Origin of the sequence: Actinosynnema sp. NPDC023794 (genome assembly GCF_040639675.1) — a bacterium.
Taxonomy (GTDB): domain Bacteria; phylum Actinomycetota; class Actinomycetes; order Mycobacteriales; family Pseudonocardiaceae; genus Actinosynnema; species Actinosynnema luteola.
Window position 1 is genome coordinate 50785 of record NZ_JBFAFR010000016.1, and the last position, 18001, is coordinate 68785.

The 18001-nt window shown below is 71.8% G+C and carries 16 protein-coding genes; 7 read left to right on the forward strand and 9 right to left on the reverse strand.

The features are described 5' to 3' along the window. Positions 1-10: 10 nt before the first annotated feature. Complete coding sequence (locus AB0H12_RS28110; protein WP_499626772.1) at positions 11-739, forward strand: SAM-dependent methyltransferase; 729 nt, start codon at positions 11-13, stop codon at positions 737-739. On the opposite strand, the gene AB0H12_RS28115 is transcribed toward AB0H12_RS28110, so the two are convergent. From AB0H12_RS28115 to AB0H12_RS28150, 8 genes are all read right to left on the reverse strand, one after another. Next, entirely contained in the window at positions 736-1821 is a 1086-nt protein-coding gene (locus AB0H12_RS28115; protein ID WP_499626774.1) for an McrC family protein, read from the reverse strand. The genes AB0H12_RS28110 and AB0H12_RS28115 overlap by 4 nt on opposite strands. Positions 1822-1936: 115 nt before the next feature. Further along, positions 1937-4003, reverse strand: coding sequence for an AAA family ATPase (locus tag AB0H12_RS28120; protein ID WP_499626777.1), 2067 nt, complete (start codon positions 4001-4003; stop codon positions 1937-1939). A gap of 297 nt (positions 4004-4300) precedes the next feature. Further along, a complete protein-coding gene (locus AB0H12_RS28125) occupies positions 4301-6067 on the reverse strand; it encodes an IucA/IucC family protein (protein WP_499626779.1) in 1767 nt (588 codons plus the stop codon). Further along, positions 6060-7361: a lysine N(6)-hydroxylase/L-ornithine N(5)-oxygenase family protein gene (locus AB0H12_RS28130; RefSeq protein ID WP_499626781.1), complete on the reverse strand. Its 1302-nt coding sequence runs from the start codon at positions 7359-7361 to the stop codon at positions 6060-6062. The genes AB0H12_RS28125 and AB0H12_RS28130 overlap by 8 nt, the downstream gene beginning before the upstream one ends. Next, positions 7358-7936, reverse strand: coding sequence for a GNAT family N-acetyltransferase (locus AB0H12_RS28135; RefSeq protein WP_499626782.1), 579 nt, complete (start codon positions 7934-7936; stop codon positions 7358-7360). Before AB0H12_RS28135 ends, AB0H12_RS28130 begins: the two co-directional genes overlap by 4 nt. Next, positions 7933-9582, reverse strand: coding sequence for an IucA/IucC family protein (locus AB0H12_RS28140; protein ID WP_499626784.1), 1650 nt, complete (start codon positions 9580-9582; stop codon positions 7933-7935). The genes AB0H12_RS28135 and AB0H12_RS28140 overlap by 4 nt, the downstream gene beginning before the upstream one ends. Positions 9583-9613: 31 nt before the next feature. Next, positions 9614-9835 carry a hypothetical protein gene (locus AB0H12_RS28145; RefSeq protein WP_499626786.1) on the reverse strand — a complete coding sequence of 74 codons (222 nt, stop codon included), beginning with the start codon at positions 9833-9835 and terminating at the stop codon, positions 9614-9616. 156 nt (positions 9836-9991) lie between these two features. Next, the gene (locus AB0H12_RS28150; RefSeq protein ID WP_499626788.1) at positions 9992-11374 is read right to left on the reverse strand and encodes a pyridoxal phosphate-dependent decarboxylase family protein; all 1383 of its coding nucleotides are present in this window, start codon (positions 11372-11374) and stop codon (positions 9992-9994) included. A 269-nt stretch (positions 11375-11643) separates the two neighbouring features. Here AB0H12_RS28150 and AB0H12_RS28155 point away from each other — a divergent pair, with 269 nt between their 5' ends. From AB0H12_RS28155 to AB0H12_RS28180, 6 genes are read left to right on the forward strand one after another with little or no spacing between them, the layout of a single operon-like run. Further along, positions 11644-12039: a DUF948 domain-containing protein gene (locus AB0H12_RS28155; RefSeq protein ID WP_053721663.1), complete on the forward strand. Its 396-nt coding sequence runs from the start codon at positions 11644-11646 to the stop codon at positions 12037-12039. Continuing rightward, positions 12036-12305 (forward strand): hypothetical protein, encoded by a 270-nt coding sequence (locus AB0H12_RS28160; RefSeq protein ID WP_499626790.1) that lies wholly within the window; start codon positions 12036-12038, stop codon positions 12303-12305. Before AB0H12_RS28155 ends, AB0H12_RS28160 begins: the two co-directional genes overlap by 4 nt. A gap of 53 nt (positions 12306-12358) precedes the next feature. Next, entirely contained in the window at positions 12359-15031 is a 2673-nt protein-coding gene (gene alaS, locus AB0H12_RS28165) for an alanine--tRNA ligase (protein ID WP_499626792.1), read from the forward strand. After that, the gene (gene ruvX / locus AB0H12_RS28170) at positions 15018-15530 is read left to right on the forward strand and encodes a Holliday junction resolvase RuvX (RefSeq protein ID WP_499626793.1); all 513 of its coding nucleotides are present in this window, start codon (positions 15018-15020) and stop codon (positions 15528-15530) included. The genes alaS and ruvX overlap by 14 nt, the downstream gene beginning before the upstream one ends. Continuing rightward, the gene (gene mltG / locus AB0H12_RS28175; protein WP_499626795.1) at positions 15527-16747 is read left to right on the forward strand and encodes an endolytic transglycosylase MltG; all 1221 of its coding nucleotides are present in this window, start codon (positions 15527-15529) and stop codon (positions 16745-16747) included. Before ruvX ends, mltG begins: the two co-directional genes overlap by 4 nt. After that, positions 16744-17595: a shikimate dehydrogenase gene (locus tag AB0H12_RS28180; protein WP_499626957.1), complete on the forward strand. Its 852-nt coding sequence runs from the start codon at positions 16744-16746 to the stop codon at positions 17593-17595. Before mltG ends, AB0H12_RS28180 begins: the two co-directional genes overlap by 4 nt. A gap of 128 nt (positions 17596-17723) precedes the next feature. On the opposite strand, the gene AB0H12_RS28185 is transcribed toward AB0H12_RS28180, so the two are convergent. Then, the gene (locus AB0H12_RS28185) at positions 17724-17993 is read right to left on the reverse strand and encodes an HPr family phosphocarrier protein (protein WP_499626797.1); all 270 of its coding nucleotides are present in this window, start codon (positions 17991-17993) and stop codon (positions 17724-17726) included. Positions 17994-18001: the final 8 nt, after the last annotated feature.

Consider the following 18001-nt stretch of genomic DNA (forward strand, 5'->3'; position numbering starts at 1 on the left):
GGTGTGCCCCGTGACAGACGCACCGCTGAACGGCCACGCCCTGCTCGACTTCAACACCCCGCTCTCCGACGCGAAGGCGTACGACCTGATCAACAGCTTCCACCTCCGCCCGGGGGACACGGTCGTCGACTACGGCTGCGGCTGGGCGGAGCTGCTGTTGCGCGCGGTCGAGCACCAGCCTGCCGCGACCGGGCTCGGGGTCGACAGCGACGACTACGCCATCACCCGCGGCCAGGCGAACGTCGAGGCCAGGGGCCTGACCTCCCGCGTCACGCTGGACCTGGCCGACGTCACCGGCTGGGCCGCCGAGCCCGCGGACGTGACCATCTCGATCGGCGCGTCGCACGCCTGGGGCGGCACGAAGGCCACCCTGGAGGCCATGCACGCGCGCACCCGCCCCGGCGGCAGGCTGCTTCTGGGCGACGGCTTCTGGGAGACGACACCCAGCCCGAAAGCGCTCGAGATCTTCGGCGAGGACGAGTTCGGCACCCTCGCCGAACTGGTCGACCTGGCGATGGCCTGCGGTTACCGCCTGCTCTCGCTCACCACCGCCAACCGGGACGAGTGGGACAGCTTCGAGTCCCGCTGGTGTGCGTCCCGGGAACTCTGGCTGCTGGAGCACCCGGACGACCCGAAGGCCGCCGAGGTCCGCGCGATCGTCGACGACCACCGCGACGGCTGGCTCAAGGGCTACCGGACCGAATTCGGCCTGGCCTACCTGACCCTGGCCCGCCTCTAGTCCTCCGGTCGCCCCGTCCGGCCGGGGATACCGGACGGGGTGACCAGAGCCCGTGCCTCCTCCGCCACCACCCGCATGCTCGCCATGATGTCGTCGGGCGAGCCGGTCAGGTCTACCCCGGTGACCGAGATGGTGGTCCGGCGGTCCACGATTCGGTGCCGCGCAGGTCCTCCCGGCGTCGCGTAGACCAGGAGTCCTCTCGGCACGTCCAGCCCGGTGCAGTAGGCGAGCATCTGGAACAGGTCTTCCCGGGTCGCGCGCTTGTCCAGCGCCTTGTACTTCGCGTCGGCTACGAGGACGGCCCTGCGGTCCTGCGACCACACGACGTCGGGCTCCAAGCCGATCGTCCCTTCGAGGTCCAGGGCGTACGGGCGCAGCCGCGGCTTCCGCACGTCGCCGCCCAGCGACTCCCGCAGCACCCGCCGGACGAAACGCTCGAAGAGGTCGTTCATGCCCACCAAGACGCCGTGCGTCCTGACGGGGCCGGCGCGGTGGGTGATGGAGGAGTTCATCAGCACCAGGCCGGCCAGTTCCACAGCGCTGCGGTAGTGGCCGTTGAGCGGCTGCCACTCCACCGGCGGCGGAGCCGACCACTCGTGTTTCGGGAGCGAGCCGATATCGCCGGCGAATCGCGCCAACGCCTTCCCGACGTGCCGCCCGGACGCGGCGTCCGGAACAGTGCGACGCACGTGGCGCAGGGCCGTGACGACGATCCGGTTCTCGGGGATGTCCTCGGTGTAGTCGTCGTACGTGACCTCGGTCGGGACGAACCTGCCCTGGCGGGCGCGGATCTGGTCCGCCACCCGCCATCTTCCGCGCACGACGGCGAGCGCCTCCTCCCGGTGTTCGTACCCCTGCAACACGCCCCGGTGGGTCGCACGCAGCGCGGCGTCCGCCAGCAGGTGGGCCATGACGTCCACCGCGTTCTCCGTGTAGGCCACCGAGACTCGGTCGTCCCGCCACTGCACCCGGTCGGTGGTCCACGACAGCAGGAAGAGCAACGTGCGCAGGTCGACCTTGGGCCTGATGTGGACGTCGTGGCTCCCGACGCGGAGGTACCCGACCTCCTGACCGGCGGTCACTTCCCAGGTCGATCCACCCCTGTGTTGAGCGCGCGCCGACGGAAGCGCGGCCAGCAGGGCGTCGACGTCTTCCGCGCCGAGCCCCGCAACCTCGACTCCTTCGTGCTCGCGCAGCTCAATCGAACGCATGGAGGTTCTCGAGCCGGAAGCGATCGAGCTCACGGTCGTCGACGACCTCTCCCAGGTAGGGCAGGACGGTGTGCTTCCAGATCCGGGCCACCCACTTCTCGTCGAGGTCGTTCCGCATGAAGAAGCTGGGACCGATCGCCCGCTCGTGCGATTCGAGCAGCCGATTCGCCCGGTCCACCACGTCCGCCACCCATGTCATGGTGGGTGCGTTGGCTTCCAGCCACCGGGCCAGGAGCCCATCGATCGGCTGTGCTCCCGGTGACAGCTCGATGAAGTAGAAACGTCGGCGCAGAGCCGCGTCCATCAGTGAGATCGAGCGGTCGGCGGTGTTCATGGTGGCGATCACCCGCAGGTTCTTGGGCAGCGTGAAGGCCGATTCGGAGTACTGCAACCGGATCGGGCGGTCGCGGTACTCCAGGAGGAAGTACAGCTCGCCGAAGATCTTCGCCACGTTGCCGCGGTTCAGCTCGTCGATGATCAGCACGTAGGTGTTGGCCGCGTCGTCGCGGGCGCGCCGCGCCAAGCGTTTGAGCACACCGTCCTTGAGCGTGAAACCCTCGCCGTCCTCAGCGGGGCGGAAGCCCTCGACGAAGTCCTCGTAACTGTAGGACGGGTGGAACTGCACCATCTCAACCCTGCTGCTGCGGCCCGCGACGTGGTCGGCCAGAGCTCGTGCGATGTAGGTCTTCCCGGTCCCCGGAGGTCCGTGGAACACGAGTTGCAGCTTGTCCTCCCAGAGTTCTTCCACCTCCTGGAGGAACGGCGTCGGGAGGTTCAGCTTCTCGGCCAGGGATGTCGGGTCGTCGAGCATTGCGGGATCCCCTCGCCAGTTGAGGAAGTCGATCTTCCACTCGTTCGGCCACTGCTTCGGCGGTGGGCCCACCGCGACGTGCCACGCCATCAGGTACGCGTCGAGCCGGTCCTGCGGCTGGACAGGCGAGCGCGTGGTCTTGATGACCTGGTCCAACCAGCCCAGGTACGTGTCGTACGAGTAGACCTCGCTCCCGGAGTTGGCCGGCACGTCGGAACCGGTCAGCGCGAGTGCTTTTCGCCAAGCCGGCTGGTCACATGGCGGGAAACGTCGGGGGTCCGTTCCTCCGAGCAGGAAAGCCACCAGCGGCAGATCGGCGCGCGGGTAGCCTCGTCGCGTCCGTGGTCCGGACTCGTCGAACCGCTCGACCCGGTTCTCGAAGACGCTGGATTCGTCCCATAACCGACTCAGGGCAAGTCCCATGTCGACCGGGCCTGACCGCACCCGCCGTGCGAAGTCCGAACGGACGGCGCCTCTCACCCGGCTGTGCGAGTGCTCCAGCGCATCCACCAGGCCGCGAGCCCAGGCGGGATTCCCTTCCCACAGGTCGTCACGGGCATCCCGGACTCTCGACGCCAGCTCCAGCACCTCCCGCCGCTCGGACGCCGGATTCCGTGCCCCGGCGACCCGTGTCAACCAGAGGTTCCACTCCTTCCAGGCGTCGTCGTTCCTCTTCCACAGGGGCCGGATCCGCTCGTCGTAGAAGTCGAAGTCCGGCCAGTAACGCTTGGTCAGACCGCTCCTCACCTGTGCCACGCGCAGGTCCACGTCGTCGTTGGAGGTGGTGAGCAACTCCGGCCACGCCGACAAGATCAGGCGCTTGTCGGTAGTCGACACGACCGCCTCGAAAACGTCCGGGTGGAACAGGTGCAACAAGGAATTCCGCTGCGGTTCAGGCGAGATCGGACGTTTGTACGCGTGGACTGGACGTGATCCTGCGGTGTGGACGAGGTCTTTGAACCGCCACGGATCGTTCATGACCAGCGCACGTCGTGAGGATGGCGCCCTCGCCAGGTCCAACCCGAAGTCGACGAGGTAGCTCAACTGCTCGATCCGTCCAGCGGAGTACTGCCTGCCGGGGTTGAGGAACCCGTGGTCGAACGCGCGATCGACGACTTCGGGCAAGGGAGGCTCCTCCTGCTTGCTCCACGATCGGACTTCGGCGACCCATTTGCGCTTCCGGTCCGCCCCTGTCGTACTCGGCATGATCACCAGCAGGTGGATAGCCAGTAGTTCGGCCATCAACCCGATCGGCCCGGAACCCGCATCGCCGAGCCGAGCGCTCAACCTCTCCGTGAAGTGGTCACCGCCGTCCGAGCGGTACAGGTCCAGTCGTTCACGGAGGACTTCGAAGTTCTCCTGCGTCCAGATCGCGTGCCCGGGAAGAAATGCCGACCCACCTTCGACAATCGCGTTGTGGAACAGGGCGACAGCCTGGTAGATCTCCGGCTCCGCCGTTCTGCGCCTGTTGACGACCACGCCCCCATGACCTCCTCCCGCCGACCTTACGGGGGATGATCACCACGACGAGTGCCAGGGTTACCAGCCGTCCGCCGGCGGGACAGGGACGGCGTCGTGCAGCGGGTTCGGCAGGGTGCCCGTCCTCGGGACCGGGGGGCGCGCGGTCAGGTCCTGGTAGCCGAGGGTGACGCGGTAGCCGTTGAGCGGGTAGCGGAGGAACTCCGGCGTGGTCAGGGAGCCCTCGTCCATCCGGCCGGCCAGGGTGGGGAAGTGGTCGCGGTAGGCGTCGACCTCGCCCCGCACCATGCCCCAGAAGCGGTCCTCGGGCAGGGGGAACAGGGCGGACAGCGGGCGGAAGACGCCGACCAGCAGGGCGTCCACGATGTACTGGCGCAGGATCGGCCACGGCTTGCGCGGCAGCACGGGGTCGTGCGCGTCCGGTTCCAGGCCACGCGCCGGCACGCGGTCGACGGACACGTTCACGTCGTCCACCAGGTCGAGCAGGGCCACCCGCACCGGCACGTGGTCGCCGTCCGTGATCACCACGACGTTCTCGCCGTGCGGGTTGAACGTGACGCCGTACGTGTAGAGCACGTGCAGCAGCGGCCGGAGCAGGGCGCGGAGCAGCGCGGCGAACCACACCGCCGGGTCGGTGGCCCCGATGTACTCCAGCACCAGCGGCCGACCGGCGCGGTCCACGTGCAGCAGGGCCGCCAACGACCACGAGCGCTCACCGGGCCGCAACGCCACGGGCGCGCGCCAGATGCACCCCATCGTCTCCAGCCACTGGTACGGCACTGCCCCCGCCCGTGACAGCCGCGGATGCCGGACGGTCACCGAAGCGACCTCGCCCAACAGTTCGGTGCCCCACTCGCCGATGAGCTTGTCGGCCGCCCACAGACCGGCGAGCCACTGCGTGACGACCGGCGCGGCGAGCGTGCAGTGCGGCGGGATGCCCCGGTACACCGACGTGTTCAGCACCCGCAGCGGCAGCTTGACCTGGTACCGCGTCGGCGAGTCCACGTTGGACATGGTGCGGATCGCCTGGGTCGGCAGGTACCAGTCCGGGGCCTCGCCGAGTTCCACGATCCGGCCGGTGGCCAGCTCCGGCGCCCACAGCGTCCGCACGACGTGGTCGAGCTGCCACGGGTGCACGGGCAGCCACACGTAGGCCGCCGGGTCGACCCCCGCCTCCTGCAACGACTCGGTGAACCGCTCGACGGTCATCGGGTCGAGCTCCCGCGCCCGCACCGCCTCCTCGGACAGCGACGACGTGCCGCGGAACTCCGCCAGCCCCCGGTGCACGGCCAGCCACGGCAGCCGCACGGGCGTGCGCGCCTCCGGGCTGTGCCGCGCCAGGTCGTCCGCGGAGAACCCGACCCGCCCCTTGTTCGCGATCAGCCACGGGTGCCCGGTCAGGTGCCCGTCCAGCTCCGCCTGCGGCAACGGCGCCAGCTCCGCCGCGGGCCGCGCGGTCGACGCCAGCGACACGTCGGCGGCCAGGGTCGCGGTCACCTCGGCCAGGAAACCGGCGGTCGTCGCCGGGTCGACCCGCAGGTGCCGGAACGCGTCCACCACGAACAGCTGCACGTCGTCGCACGGCTCGACCACGTCGTCACCGAGGATCCCGGACGCCGCCCGGCGCACCGACCCCGGCCGCACCACCCACCCGCCGAACGCCGACCGCGTCGCCGAGAACGCGTAGACCGCGTCGGCGAACCGCAGCTCGTAGCCGGCCGGGTCGTCTGCCGCGGTCGGGGACGGGGTCAGCAGCCCTTCGAAGCACAGCTCGCCGATCGCCTTCGCCAGCAACGCCGCCGAGCACTCGTGCCACAGATCAGTCAACGTCGTCTCCCGGTTGCCCCTCGTCGCTCGGGGCGCTGAAGCTGGTGTAGGCGGTGTGCCCCGGCAGCGGGTAGACCTCGCGGCCGGTCACCGCGTTGACGATGGTCGCGTTGCGCACCGCCCCGATGCCGAGGTCGGGCGCGGCCACGCCGTGGCTGTGCAGGTCGGCGTTCGCCACGAACACCCGGCCGGTCACGGACGGGTCCAGCGCGATCGAGTGGTCCAGCGCCACGACGTACCGGCCCTGGTCGTCCCGCCGCACGAACGGCTCCAAGGGCTCCAGGAACGGCGTCGGGGCCTGCGCGTACCCGGTGGCGGCCACGACGAGGTCGGTGCGGTGCCGGAACGTCCGCCCGGTGTCCCGGTGCGCGCACTCCAGCACCACCTCGGAACCGGCGATCGAGGACGACACCACCGCGACGCCCGGCCGCAGCTCGACCGGCGCGAGCCCGTGCTCCCACTCCCGCCGGTACAGCAGGTCGTGCAGCTGCTCCAGCGTCTCCGCCGAGATCGCCCGGTAGTGCCGCCAGTGCTCGGCGCGCAACGCATCCCGCCGGTCCTGCGGCAACGAGTGGAAGTGCCGCACGTACGACGGCGTGGTCATCTCCAGCACCAGCTTGGTGTAGTCCAGCGGCGCGAACACAGGCGTGCGGGTCAGCCACGTCACCGCCGGCCCGCCGTCGAGGTTGCGCCGCAGCAGGTCGAGCACGATCTCCGCGCCCGACTGCCCGGACCCCACCACGGTCACCCGCTCGGCGGACGGCGGCCGGTGCAGGTAGTCCGCGCCGTGCACCAGCCGATCGCCGAGCGCGGCCAACGCGGGCGGCACCGACGGCGTGGTGCCCACCCCGAGCACCAGGTGCCGCGCGTCCACCGAGAACCCCGGCCCCGACACCGCGAACCGGCCGTCCTCCCACCGCACGGACGTCACGGCGTGCGAGAACCGCACCGGCAGGCGGGACGCCGCCCACCTCAGGTAGTCCTCGTACTCGCGCCGGGTCGGGTGGAACCTCTCCCGCACGTAGAACGGGTACAGCCGGTCCGCGTCACGCAGGTAGGCCAGGAACGACAGCGGGTGCGTCGGGTCGACCAACGTCACCAGGTCGGCCAGGAAGCTCACCTGCAGCACCGCGTCGCCGAACATCATCCCGCTGTGCCAGCGCAGCTCCGGCCGCGCCTCCAGCACCACCACGTCCAGGTCGTCCACAGTGGACGCCAACGCGGCCAGTCCCAGGTTGAACGGGCCGCACCCGATCGCCACCACGTCGGTGACCGTCCCTCGGTGGTGCGTCATCGCGTGCGCACCATCAGCAGGGCCACCTTGTCCGGCAACAACACCTCGCCCACCGGCGCGAACCCGCCCGCGGTGAACGACGCGATCGCCCGCCGGTTGCGCACGTCCGGCTCCAGCAGCACCCGGGTGCACCGCGGGTCGGCGTCGAACAGCGCCGCCGTCACCTCCGGCAGCAGCTTGCGCACCAGCCCCTGGTCGGTCATCGCCAGCTCGCCGACGGCGACGTGCAGCCCGAGGTCGTGCGGCCGGGCCTGGTAGACCTGCGCGACCACGTCCCGCGCCGCCCGGTACACCTCCAGGTAGATCACCGGGTCCTCGCCCCGGCTCACCAGCACCGGCAACGAGTGCCGCCCGGACAGCTGCGTCCGCAGCTCCTCCTCCCACCGCTCGCGCGGCCACGCCTGGTGCCAGAACGCGACCACGTGCGGCGCCTGCATCCAGCGGTGCACCAGGTCGAGGTCGCGGGTGTCCGGGTCGACCGCGCGGGCCCGCCAGCCGCCCGCGAGCACGGGCAGCGGGGGACCGGGCACGGCCGACAGGTCGTCGGTCGGCCGGTAGGCGTCGAGGTGGCTCACCGGGCGCACCTGCCCTCCCGCAACGGGTTGGGCGCGTCGAAGTACACCGACTGCGCGTCCAGGGGTGCGAGCACCTCGTCGATGCCCTCCAGCCGGGTGAGCAGGTTCGCCTTGCACGGCAGCACGTCCGCCTCCAGCCACCGCCGGGCCAGCCGGTCGCCGTCCGGGCCCGCCTCGGCCAGCGCGGGCAGCGCCGCCTCCAGCCGTGCCGCCATCACGCCGAGCAGGTCGCGTTCGTCGGCCAGCCCCTCCACCCCGATGCAGCCGATCACCGCCAACGCCTGGTTGCGCAGCAGGTAGTAGCTGAGCCGGTCGTCCACGACCGCGTCATCCACCACGGCCAGCGTCGACTCCTCGACACCCAGCCGCTCCAGCACCCGCGGCAGGTGCGAGGACGCCAGGTAGTAGCCCTGGTTGTCCCGGTACCGCCCGCCGACCACCCGGCCCGCCGGGTCCAGCCGCACCAGCGTGTTCTGCTGGTGCGCCTCCAGCCCGATGCCGGTCTCCGCGTACAGCCGCAGCATCGGCACCAGCACGCGGTCGGTGTAGTCGGCGACCCACTCGGCCGCGTCCAGCCGCAGCACGAGCTCACCCAGCAGGGAACGCCCGATGCCCGGCCGCGGCGCGACCATGCCGGCCAGGCACCGCGAGTCGCCGAGGCCCTCCGGCACGTCGCGGACGGCCACGTCCAGCCCGGTGACGTCGCCGCCCTCGTCCACCGCGAGCCACGACGGGTCGCGCACGACGCTGAACTCCGGGTGCGCCTTCTCCGTGCCGGCCGCGTAGCCGGACTCCAGCAGCAGGTGCACCTCCGAGCCGCGGCGCAGCTCGGTGGAGGTCGACTCGCGCCGCGAGTTCGTGATCCGCAGGCCGAGCGACAGCTTCAGCATCACCGGCGCGCCGGTCCGGTACACCGTGCGCAGGCTGGAGGTCGGCGACCACGCGGGCCCGAACTCGCCCAGCGGCTCCAGCAGCCCGCGCGAGATCAACGACGCGATCCGCGGCCTGCTCAGCAGGTCGTGCGCCTGCCACGGGTGCGCGGGCACCAGCACCCGGCCGGGCTCGGGGCTGCGCCCGGCCAGCGTCGACATCAGCGTCACCGCGTCCGGACCGGCCGCGGAGCCGTGCGACACGACCTCCCGCGCCGCCGAGAACCAGAACAGCGGGAACGACCCGCGCAGCTCCGGCGCGTACCGGGCGTTGTCGGCGTCGGACAGGCCGTCCCGGCTCTTGGGCGCGGGGTGGTGGAGGTGCCCGAGCATCAGCCGCTGCTCGCTGTCCAGGAACCGGTCCGCCGGCCCGACAGGCTCACGCCGCCGGTAGGCGACGAACTCCGCCACCCGGCGCACCGACTCGGCCGTGCGCTCCACCAGGTCCGCGGTCTCACCACCCAACTCGGCGCCGACCAACGCCACCGCCACCACCGGATCCGCCGCCCTGCCCGCCAACGTCACGGGCCCGAACCGGTGCCGCCCGGTGGGGGACCAGTACCGCACGTCCGCCTCCAACGGCACCCCGAGCACCTCGATGCGCACCCGGTCGGTCACCGGCACGTGCCGCTCCCGCACCCAACAGCGCAGCAACGCCTCCAAGTGCGCGTGCTCGGCGGTCGACCGGGGGTCGCCCTCAAGCGGATCTGGTCTCATCGGACTCCAATCTGCGGGAACGGCGCGTGGGCTACGCCGGGACGTCGGCGACGTCGACCGGGTGGAAGAGGGCCGACGGGTCGGCTTTCCTCGACGAGGTCTCCAGCGTGCCGTCGCGGCAGTGCCCGCGGCACCCGCGAAGCGCGTTCACGAACTTCTTCGCTTCGGGCGCCTCGATGCCGCTGAACGTGCGGGAGTGGACGTGCCGATGCGGCGCGACCCACGACCGGGACGTCGACGCGGCACGCGACACCCCGGCCGCCGGGCCTGCGGTGTCCGCCTGTGGAGACGGTGCGGGACCGACCCGGCGCCGGTCGGCGAGGCACCTGCCGCAACCTCCCTCCAGGGAGCAGGAGCAGGAACTGTCGGGCGTGAGCCCGGCGTACTCCCGCCTGAAGTGGGAGAGGAGTCAAGCCGCTCCCTCCAGCAGTCGTTCGGCGGCCGAACCCGCCTCGCGGACCAGGGTCAGCAGCGCGACCAGGTCCGCCTCCCGGGCGTTCGGGTTGAGCAGGGTCAACTTCAGGCACGTCACCTTGTCCACCTCGGTGCGGCCGATCAGCGCCGCGCCGGCCCGCAGCAACGCCCGCCGCAGCCGCGCGTTCACCTCGTCGGCCAGCGCCTCGTCGGCCGGCCGGTACCGGAACACCACCGTGGTCAACGTCGCGCCGCCGACCAGCTCGAACGACGGGTCGGCGGCGATCAGCGCGGCGGCGTGCCCGGCCAGCTCGTGGCACCGGTCCACCAGCGCGCCCAGCCCGGCGCGGCCCAGCGCGAGCAGCGTCGCGGCCACCTTCACCGCGTCCGGCCGGCGCGTGGTCTGCAACGACCGGCCGAGCGCGCCGTCGTAGCCCTCGGCCCGGTCGTCCTCCGGGTTCAGGTAGGCCACCGAGCGCTCCAGCGGCCCGAACAACGACGCCGAACGCACCAGCAGCACGCTCGCCGCGGCGGGCTGCCAGCCGATCTTGTGCAGGTCGGCGGTCACCGAGTCGGCCAGCGCCAGCCCGTCCACCAGCCCGGCCAGCTTCGCCGAGAACAGCGCGCCGAAGCCGTAGGCGGCGTCCACGTGCAGCCACGCGCCGTGCTCGCGGGCGATCCCCGCCAGCTCCGGCAACGGGTCCACCGAGCCGAAGTCCGTGGTGCCCGCGGTCGCCACGACGGCCACCGGCGTGCCGCCCGCGCGCAGCATCGCCGCCAGCGCGTCGGGCCGCATCCGCCGGCGCGAGTCCACCGGCACCGTGCGCACCGCGTCCTCGCCGAGGCCCAGCGCCGCGCACGCCCGCGCCACCGAGAAGTGGGCGAGCTCCGAGCAGAACACCGCCGGGTCTGGCAGCCCGGCCACCCCGTCGGCCCGCACGTCCAGGCCGAGCCGGGCCGCCGCCGCGTCCCGGGCCAGCAGCAGCGCGGTCAGGTTCGACAGCGTGCCGCCGGGGGTGAACACACCGTCCGCGTCGGCGTCGAACCCGGCCAGCCGGGCGAGGGCCGCGACGACCCACCGCTCCACGGCGAGGGCGGCGGGGCCGGAGTCGTAGGTGTCCAGGGAGGCGTTGCCCGCGCCGGCCAGCGCGTCCGCCGTGACGGCGATGGCCAGCGGTGGCGGTTGGAGGTGGGCGGCGGCGAACGGGCTGGTCAGGTCGATGCCGCCCTCGGTGAGCACGGTCGTGACGCGGGCCAGCGCGGCGTCCGCGCCGATGCCGTGCTCGGGCACCTCGCCGAGCACCCGGCGTGCCCTGGCCAGCACGTCGGCGGGCCTGCCCGGCGGGATCGGTCGCCCGGAGGGACTGACGGCGAACACGGCACCTCCGACGATCGACTAAGGTTAGGCTTACCTCATCTACTCGGCTGGTGCGTGTCAAGGCCCGCGGTGACCATCCGTGGTGTGACGATCACTCGCGACACCACGCTAGCCGCCGCGATGACGATCGAATCGACGCCAAATGGGGGGTCTTGGCGGCGGCGTCCCACCACGTGGCACAGCCGTGCCCTGATGTCGTTCGGAGGCCCCGACGCGGTCGCGGTAACCTTGGCCACCACCTTGAGCCGTGCAATCCACCAGGAGGATCCGTGTCGCCAGGGCAGATCGCCGCGCTGGTCGCCGCCGGCGCGTTCGTGCTGCTTGTGCTCCTGCTGGCGATCCCGTTGATCAAGCTCGGCCGGACGCTGGACGAGGCCACGATCGCCATCCGCAAGGCGCACCAGAACAGCGACCCGATCTTCACCGGCGCGAACACGACGATCACGCACGTGAACACGCAGCTGGAACGGGTGGACGGGATCACCGCCAACGCCCGCGCGGTCACCGGCAACGTCTCCGCGCTCACCTCCCTGTTCACCGCCACGCTGGGCGGGCCGCTGGTCAAGGCCGCCGCGCTGTCCTACGGCGTGAGCAAGGCCATCCGCGCCCGGCGCGCGGCCAAGGAGGCTCCCAGCAAGCACACTCGACGCAGGGGCAGGCGATGAGGCGGCTGTTCTGGTTCGGGCTCGGCATCGTCGCCGGCGTGTTCGCCGCCCGCAAGGCGGGTCAGGCCGCGCACGCCGCCACGCCCGCGGGCATCGGCGAGAACGTCGGCCAGGGCCTGCGCGAGCTCGCGGGCGCCCTCGGCTCGTTCGGCGCCGAGGTGCGCGCCGGAATGTCGGAGCGCGAACAGGAGTTGCAAGACACCGTGGAACGTCAGACGGGCTTCACGCCGGGTCGGCGAGCGCGTGGGGCGAACGACGCCAGGTAGGTCGTTCGTTCGCCTCGCCGCGCCCTGACTTCCACACTCCCGAAGGACTTCACGTGCAGACCCACGAGATCATCAAGCGCTTCCGCGAGCACTTCGAGAACGCCGGCCACAAGTACGTGCCCAGCGCCTCGCTCCTGCTCGACGACCCGAACCTGCTGTTCGTCAACGCCGGCATGGTGCCGTTCAAGCCGTACTTCCTCGGCGAGGCCCCGCCGCCGGCCCCGCGCATGACCAGCATCCAGAAGTGCGTGCGCACGCCGGACATCGACGAGGTCGGCAAGACCACCCGGCACAACACGTTCTTCCAGATGGCCGGCAACTTCTCCTTCGGCGACTACTTCAAGGAAGACGCCATCCGGCTGGCCTGGGACCTCGTCACCAAGCCGCAGGCCGACGGCGGCTACGGCCTGGACCCCGAGCGCATCTGGGTGACCGTCTACCTGGACGACGACGAGGCCGCCGACCTGTGGCAGAAGGTCGCCGGGCTGCCGCCCGAGCGCATCCAGCGCCGCGACATCGAGGACAACTACTGGTCGATGGGCGTGCCCGGCCCGTGCGGCCCGTGCTCGGAGATCTACTACGACCGCGGCCCCGCCTACGGGCAGGAGGGCGGCCCGGTCGTCGACGAGGACCGGTACCTGGAGATCTGGAACCTGGTCTTCATGCAGAACGTCCGCGGCGAGGGCGGCGCCAAGAAGGACTACCCGATCCTGGGCGAGCTGCCGGACAAGAACATCGACACCGGCATGGGCGTCGAGCGCGTCGCCATGCTGCTGCAGGACGTCGACAACGTCTACGAGACCGACCTCGTCCGCACGGTGATCACCAAGGCCGAGCAGCTCTCCGGCCGCGAGTACGGCGCCAACCAGACCGACGACGTGCGCTTCCGCGTCATCGCCGACCACGCCCGCAGCGGCGTGCTGCTGGTCGGCGACGGCGTGACGCCCGGCAACGAGGCCCGCGGCTACGTGCTGCGCCGCCTGCTGCGCCGCATCGTCCGCTCGGCCAGGCTCCTCGGCGTGACCGAGCCGGTGCTGGTGCGGTTCGCCGAGGTCGTCCGCGACGCCATGGGCCCGTCCTACCCGGAGCTGGTGTCCGGCTTCGCCCGGATCGAGCAGGTGCTCAAGGCCGAGGAGGACACGTTCCTGCGCACGCTGGACGCCGGGTCGCGGATCTTCGAGAACGCCGCCGCCGAGGTCAAGTCCGACGGCCGCGCCACGCTGCCCGGTGACAAGGCCTTCCAGCTGCACGACACCTACGGCTTCCCGCTCGACCTCACCCTGGAGATGGCCGCCGAGGCCGGCCTGACCGTGGACGAGGACGGGTTCCGCAAGCTGATGGCCGAGCAGCGCGCCCGCGCCAAGGCCGACGCCGCCGGCAAGAAGACCGGGCACGGCGACCAGACCGTGTACCGGGAGCTGCTGGAGCTCGGCGCCACCGAGTTCACCGGCTACACCGAGCTGGCCAGCGAGGCCACGCTGCGCGGCATCGTCAGCGGTGGCAAGCGGGTCAAGTCGGCTCGTGAGGGCGACATCGTCGAGGTCGTGCTCGACCGCACGCCGCTGTACGCCGAGTCCGGCGGCCAGGAGAGCGACGCCGGCACGATCGTCACGGCCAACGCCGAGCTGGAGGTCGTGGACGTCCAGAAGGTGGCCCGCAAGCTGTGGGTGCACCAGGTTCGCGTGGTCAGCGGCGAGGTCGCCGAGGGCGAGCACGTCGAGGCCCGCGTCGACCCGGAGTGGCGCGTGGGCGCCCGCCAGGGCCACTCGGGCACGCACGTCGTGCACGCCGCCCTGCGGCAGGTGCTCGGCCCGTCGGCCCTGCAGAGCGGCTCGTACAACAAGCCGGGCTACCTGCGGCTGGACTTCGCCTGGACCGGCGGCCTGTCCGAGGAGGCCCGCAGCGAGATCGAAGAGGTCTCCAACCTGGCCGTCCGCAAGGACCTCCCGGTGAAGGTGGTCTACACCGACATGGGTGGCGCCCAGGAGATGGGCGCCGTGGCCCTGTTCGGCGAGACCTACGACGAGACCGTGCGCGTGGTCGAGATCGGCGGGCCGTGGTCGCGCGAGCTGTGCGGTGGCACGCACGTCGAGCACTCGTCCCAGATCGGCCCGATCACGGTGATCGGCGAGTCGTCCGTCGGGTCCGGCGTGCGCCGCCTGGAGGCCTACGTCGGGATCGAGGCCTTCAAGTACCTGGCCCAGGAGCGGGCCCTGGTGCAGAACGTCGCCGCCATGCTGAAGGTGCCCGACGCCGAGGTGCCCGCCCGGGTCGAGGCCCTGGTGGAGCGGCTGCGGGTGGCCGAGAAGGAGCTGGAGAAGGTCAGGGCCGCCCAGCTCGTGGCCAACGCCGGCTCCCTGGCCGAGCAGGCCCTGGACGTGCGCGGGGTGTCCGTGGTGGCCCTCCGGCTGCCGGAGGGCACGTCGGGCGCCGACGTGCGGACCATCGCCGGCGAGGTGCGCAACCGGCTCGGCGACAAGCCTGGCGTGGTCGGCCTGTTCGCCCCGGACGGCGACAAGGTCAGCTTCGTGGTCGCCACCACGTCCGCCGCCCGTGACCTGGGGCTCGCCGCCGGCAAGCTGGTGCCGGCCTTCGCCCCGGCCGTCGGCGGACGAGGCGGCGGCAAGCCGGACCTCGCCCAGGGCGGCGGCACGAACCCGGGCGGTGTCGACGACGCCGTCACCGCCCTGCGCACCGAGGTGGACCGCGCCGTTGAGCAGCGCTGACCGCCCCGGCGTCGACGATCCCGGCCTCGGTCGGAGGCTGGGCGTCGACGTCGGCGCGGTGCGCGTCGGGGTGGCGTTGAGCGACCCGGGCGCGTTCCTCGCGACGCCGCTGGTCACCCTGGCGCGTGACGTGAAGACCGGCCGGGACCTGCGCGACCTGGCCGGCCTGGTCGCCGAGCACGACGTGGTGGAGGTCGTCGTCGGCCTGCCCCGCACGCTGGCCGGCAGGCACGGGCCGGCGGCGGAGGCCGCGGCGGCGTACGCTGCGGCGTTGGCCGAGCGAGTCGCACCGGTTCCGGTGCGGCTCACCGATGAGCGGCTGACCACCGTCACGGCGAGCCGGGTGCTCGCCGAACGCGGGGTGCGAGGCAAGAAGCAACGCGCCGTCGTCGACCAGGCTGCCGCGGTCGAGATCCTGCAGTCCTGGCTGGACGCACGGGCGCGACAAGTGGCTCGATCCGACGTGGAGCGGGCCCCCGGAGCTAAGGACGGCTCGTGAACGACGACCTCGGGTTGTTCACCGATCCAGAGACCCGCCACGACGAGCGGGCCGCGCGTGGCAGGAGCGACGCCGCGGCCCGTCGGGCGAAGCGCAGGCGCAAGCGGACGATCCTGTGGGTCGTCGTGGCGCTGGTGCTGACCGGCGGCGGCGTGGGCGCGTACTACGGGTACCGCACGTTGAGCGGGATCGGCTCGTACGACGACTTCGCGGGCGCGGGCGAGGCGGACGTGGTGGTCGAGGTCAAGGACGGCGACCTCGTCACGACCATCGCGACCACGCTCAAGGAGCAGGGCGTGGTGGCCAGCGCGCGCGCGTTCACCGAGGCCGGCGCGAACGACTCGCGGGTCACCGCGATCCAGCCCGGGTTCTACCTGATGAAGACCAAGATGTCCGGCGAGGCCGCGGTCGCGCGGATGGTGGACGAGGCGTCCAAGATCGTGCCGCTGGAGGTCAAGGGCGGCAACGTCCTGCACGACCTCACCGCGCAGGACGGCAGCATCACCAAGGGCATCCTGTCGAGGCTGTCCGACGCCTCGTGCGTGGAGCTGGACGGCGTCAAGCAGTGCGTGCCGGTCGACCAGCTGCGCGACGCGGCGGAGAACGCCGACCCGGCCGCCCTCGGCATCCCCGAGTGGGCGCTGCCCGACGTCGCCGCCGCGCCGAAGGAGAACCGGCTCGAAGGGCTCATCGCGCCGGGGCTGTACCACGTGAAGCCGGGTGCGAACGCGCCCGAGCTGCTCAAGGGCGTGATCGCCACCTCCCTGGGCCGGTTGCAGGGCTACGGCATCCCCAGCGGCTCGGGCAAGACGGGTTTCCGCCCGTACGAGGTGCTGGTCATCGCCTCCCTGATCGAGAAGGAAGGCGTGACCAAGGACTTCGGCAAGATCTCGCGGGTCGTCTACAGCCGGCTCGCGCTGCCGCAGAAGCTTGAGCTGGACTCGACGGTCAACTACAAGCTGGACCGGCCGCACATCACCACCAGCGACGCGGACCGCGAGAAGTCCGGTCCGTACAACACCTACAAGGTGCACGGGTTGCCGCCGACGCCGATCGGCTCGCCCGGCCGTGAGGCGATCACCGCCGCGATCACGCCCGAGGCCGGGCCGTGGATGTACTTCGTGAAGTGCCAGAAGGACGGCACGTCGTGCTTCACGAACACCTACGACGAGCACCGGGTGGTGTCGGACAAGGCCCGCGCGGAAGGCGTCTTCTGACCGTGGGCCAGGCTCGCCGTGCGGCGGTCATCGGCTCGCCGGTGGCCCACTCGTTGTCACCGGTGCTGCACAACGCCGCGTTCGCGGCACTCGGCTTGTCCGACTGGGAGTACACGCGCGTCGAGTGCGTGGCCGACGAGGTGTCGTCCCTGGTCACGGGCTTGGACTCGGCGTGGGCGGGCTTGTCGGTGACGATGCCGAACAAGCGCGCCGCGCTGGCGGTGGCGACCACCGCGACGTCCCGGGCCGTGCAGGTGGGCGCCGCGAACACCCTCGTGCCGGTCGACGGCGGGTGGCGTGCGGACAACACCGACGTGGACGGCGTGCTCGGGGCGCTGCGCGCGTCGTGCGGCTTCACGTCCGGATCCCGCGCGGTGCTGCTGGGCGCGGGCGGCACGGCCACCGCGGCCCTGGTGGCCCTGGCGTCCGTCGGTGTCCGGGCGGTCACGCTGGTGGTCCGTTCGGTGAGCCGTGCGGCGGAGGCGGAGTCGTGCGCGTCCCGCCTCGGCCTGGCCCTGGACGTCGTGACCTGGGACGCCGCCGACTTCGCCGCCCTGGCGTCGGCCTCGGACGTCCTGGTCAGCACCGTGCCACCGGACGCCACCGAGCCGATCGCGCGGGCGTTGGCCGAGGCGCCGTGCGTCCTGGACGTCATCTACCACCCCTGGCCCACCCCGCTGGCCCACGCCGTGGAGAAGCGGGGCCGCACCCTCGCCACCGGCCTCGACATGCTCCTGCACCAGGCCTTCGGCCAGTCGGAGCAGTTCACCGGCCACCCCGCCCCCCGCGAGGCGATGCGCGCCGCCCTCCGCACCGCCACCGACAACCTCCTCCCCCTCCCGCTCTAACCCGCGAGAGTCCTACGCTCACCTCGCGCGTGTCCTACGTTCAGAACACCTGAATTCAACGCTCAGAACGCGCTGGACCCTGCTCGCGCGCGGGTGCGAGCAGGGCCCAGTCGGTCGTGATGAGGGGATCAGCGCTCGTCGAGGTCGGTGGCGATGATCTCCGCGATCGCCTCCAGCGCCGCGTCCGCGCCGTCGCCGTCCGCGGCCAGGACGACCTCGTCGCCGTGCATCGCGCCGAGCGTCATCAGACCCAGCACGCTCGCCGCCTCGACCGGTTGGCCGTCGTCCTTGCGGATGGTGACCGTCACCGGTTGCCCGGCCGCCGCCTTCGCCAGCAGTGCGGCAGGGCGCGCGTGCAGTCCGACCTTGCTCGCCACGGTGACCCGTCGCTCAGGCATGACCCGTC

Coding starts and splice junctions, on each gene's coding strand:
- AB0H12_RS28120 (WP_499626777.1), bottom strand. CDS start 4,003: ATGGCCGAACTACTGGCTATCCACCTGCTGGTGATCATGCCGAGTACG.
- AB0H12_RS28130 (WP_499626781.1), bottom strand. CDS start 7,361: ATGACGCACCACCGAGGGACGGTCACCGACGTGGTGGCGATCGGGTGC.
- AB0H12_RS28140 (WP_499626784.1), bottom strand. CDS start 9,582: ATGAGACCAGATCCGCTTGAGGGCGACCCCCGGTCGACCGCCGAGCAC.
- AB0H12_RS28160 (WP_499626790.1), top strand. CDS start 12,036: ATGAGGCGGCTGTTCTGGTTCGGGCTCGGCATCGTCGCCGGCGTGTTC.
- AB0H12_RS28185 (WP_499626797.1), bottom strand. CDS start 17,993: ATGCCTGAGCGACGGGTCACCGTGGCGAGCAAGGTCGGACTGCACGCG.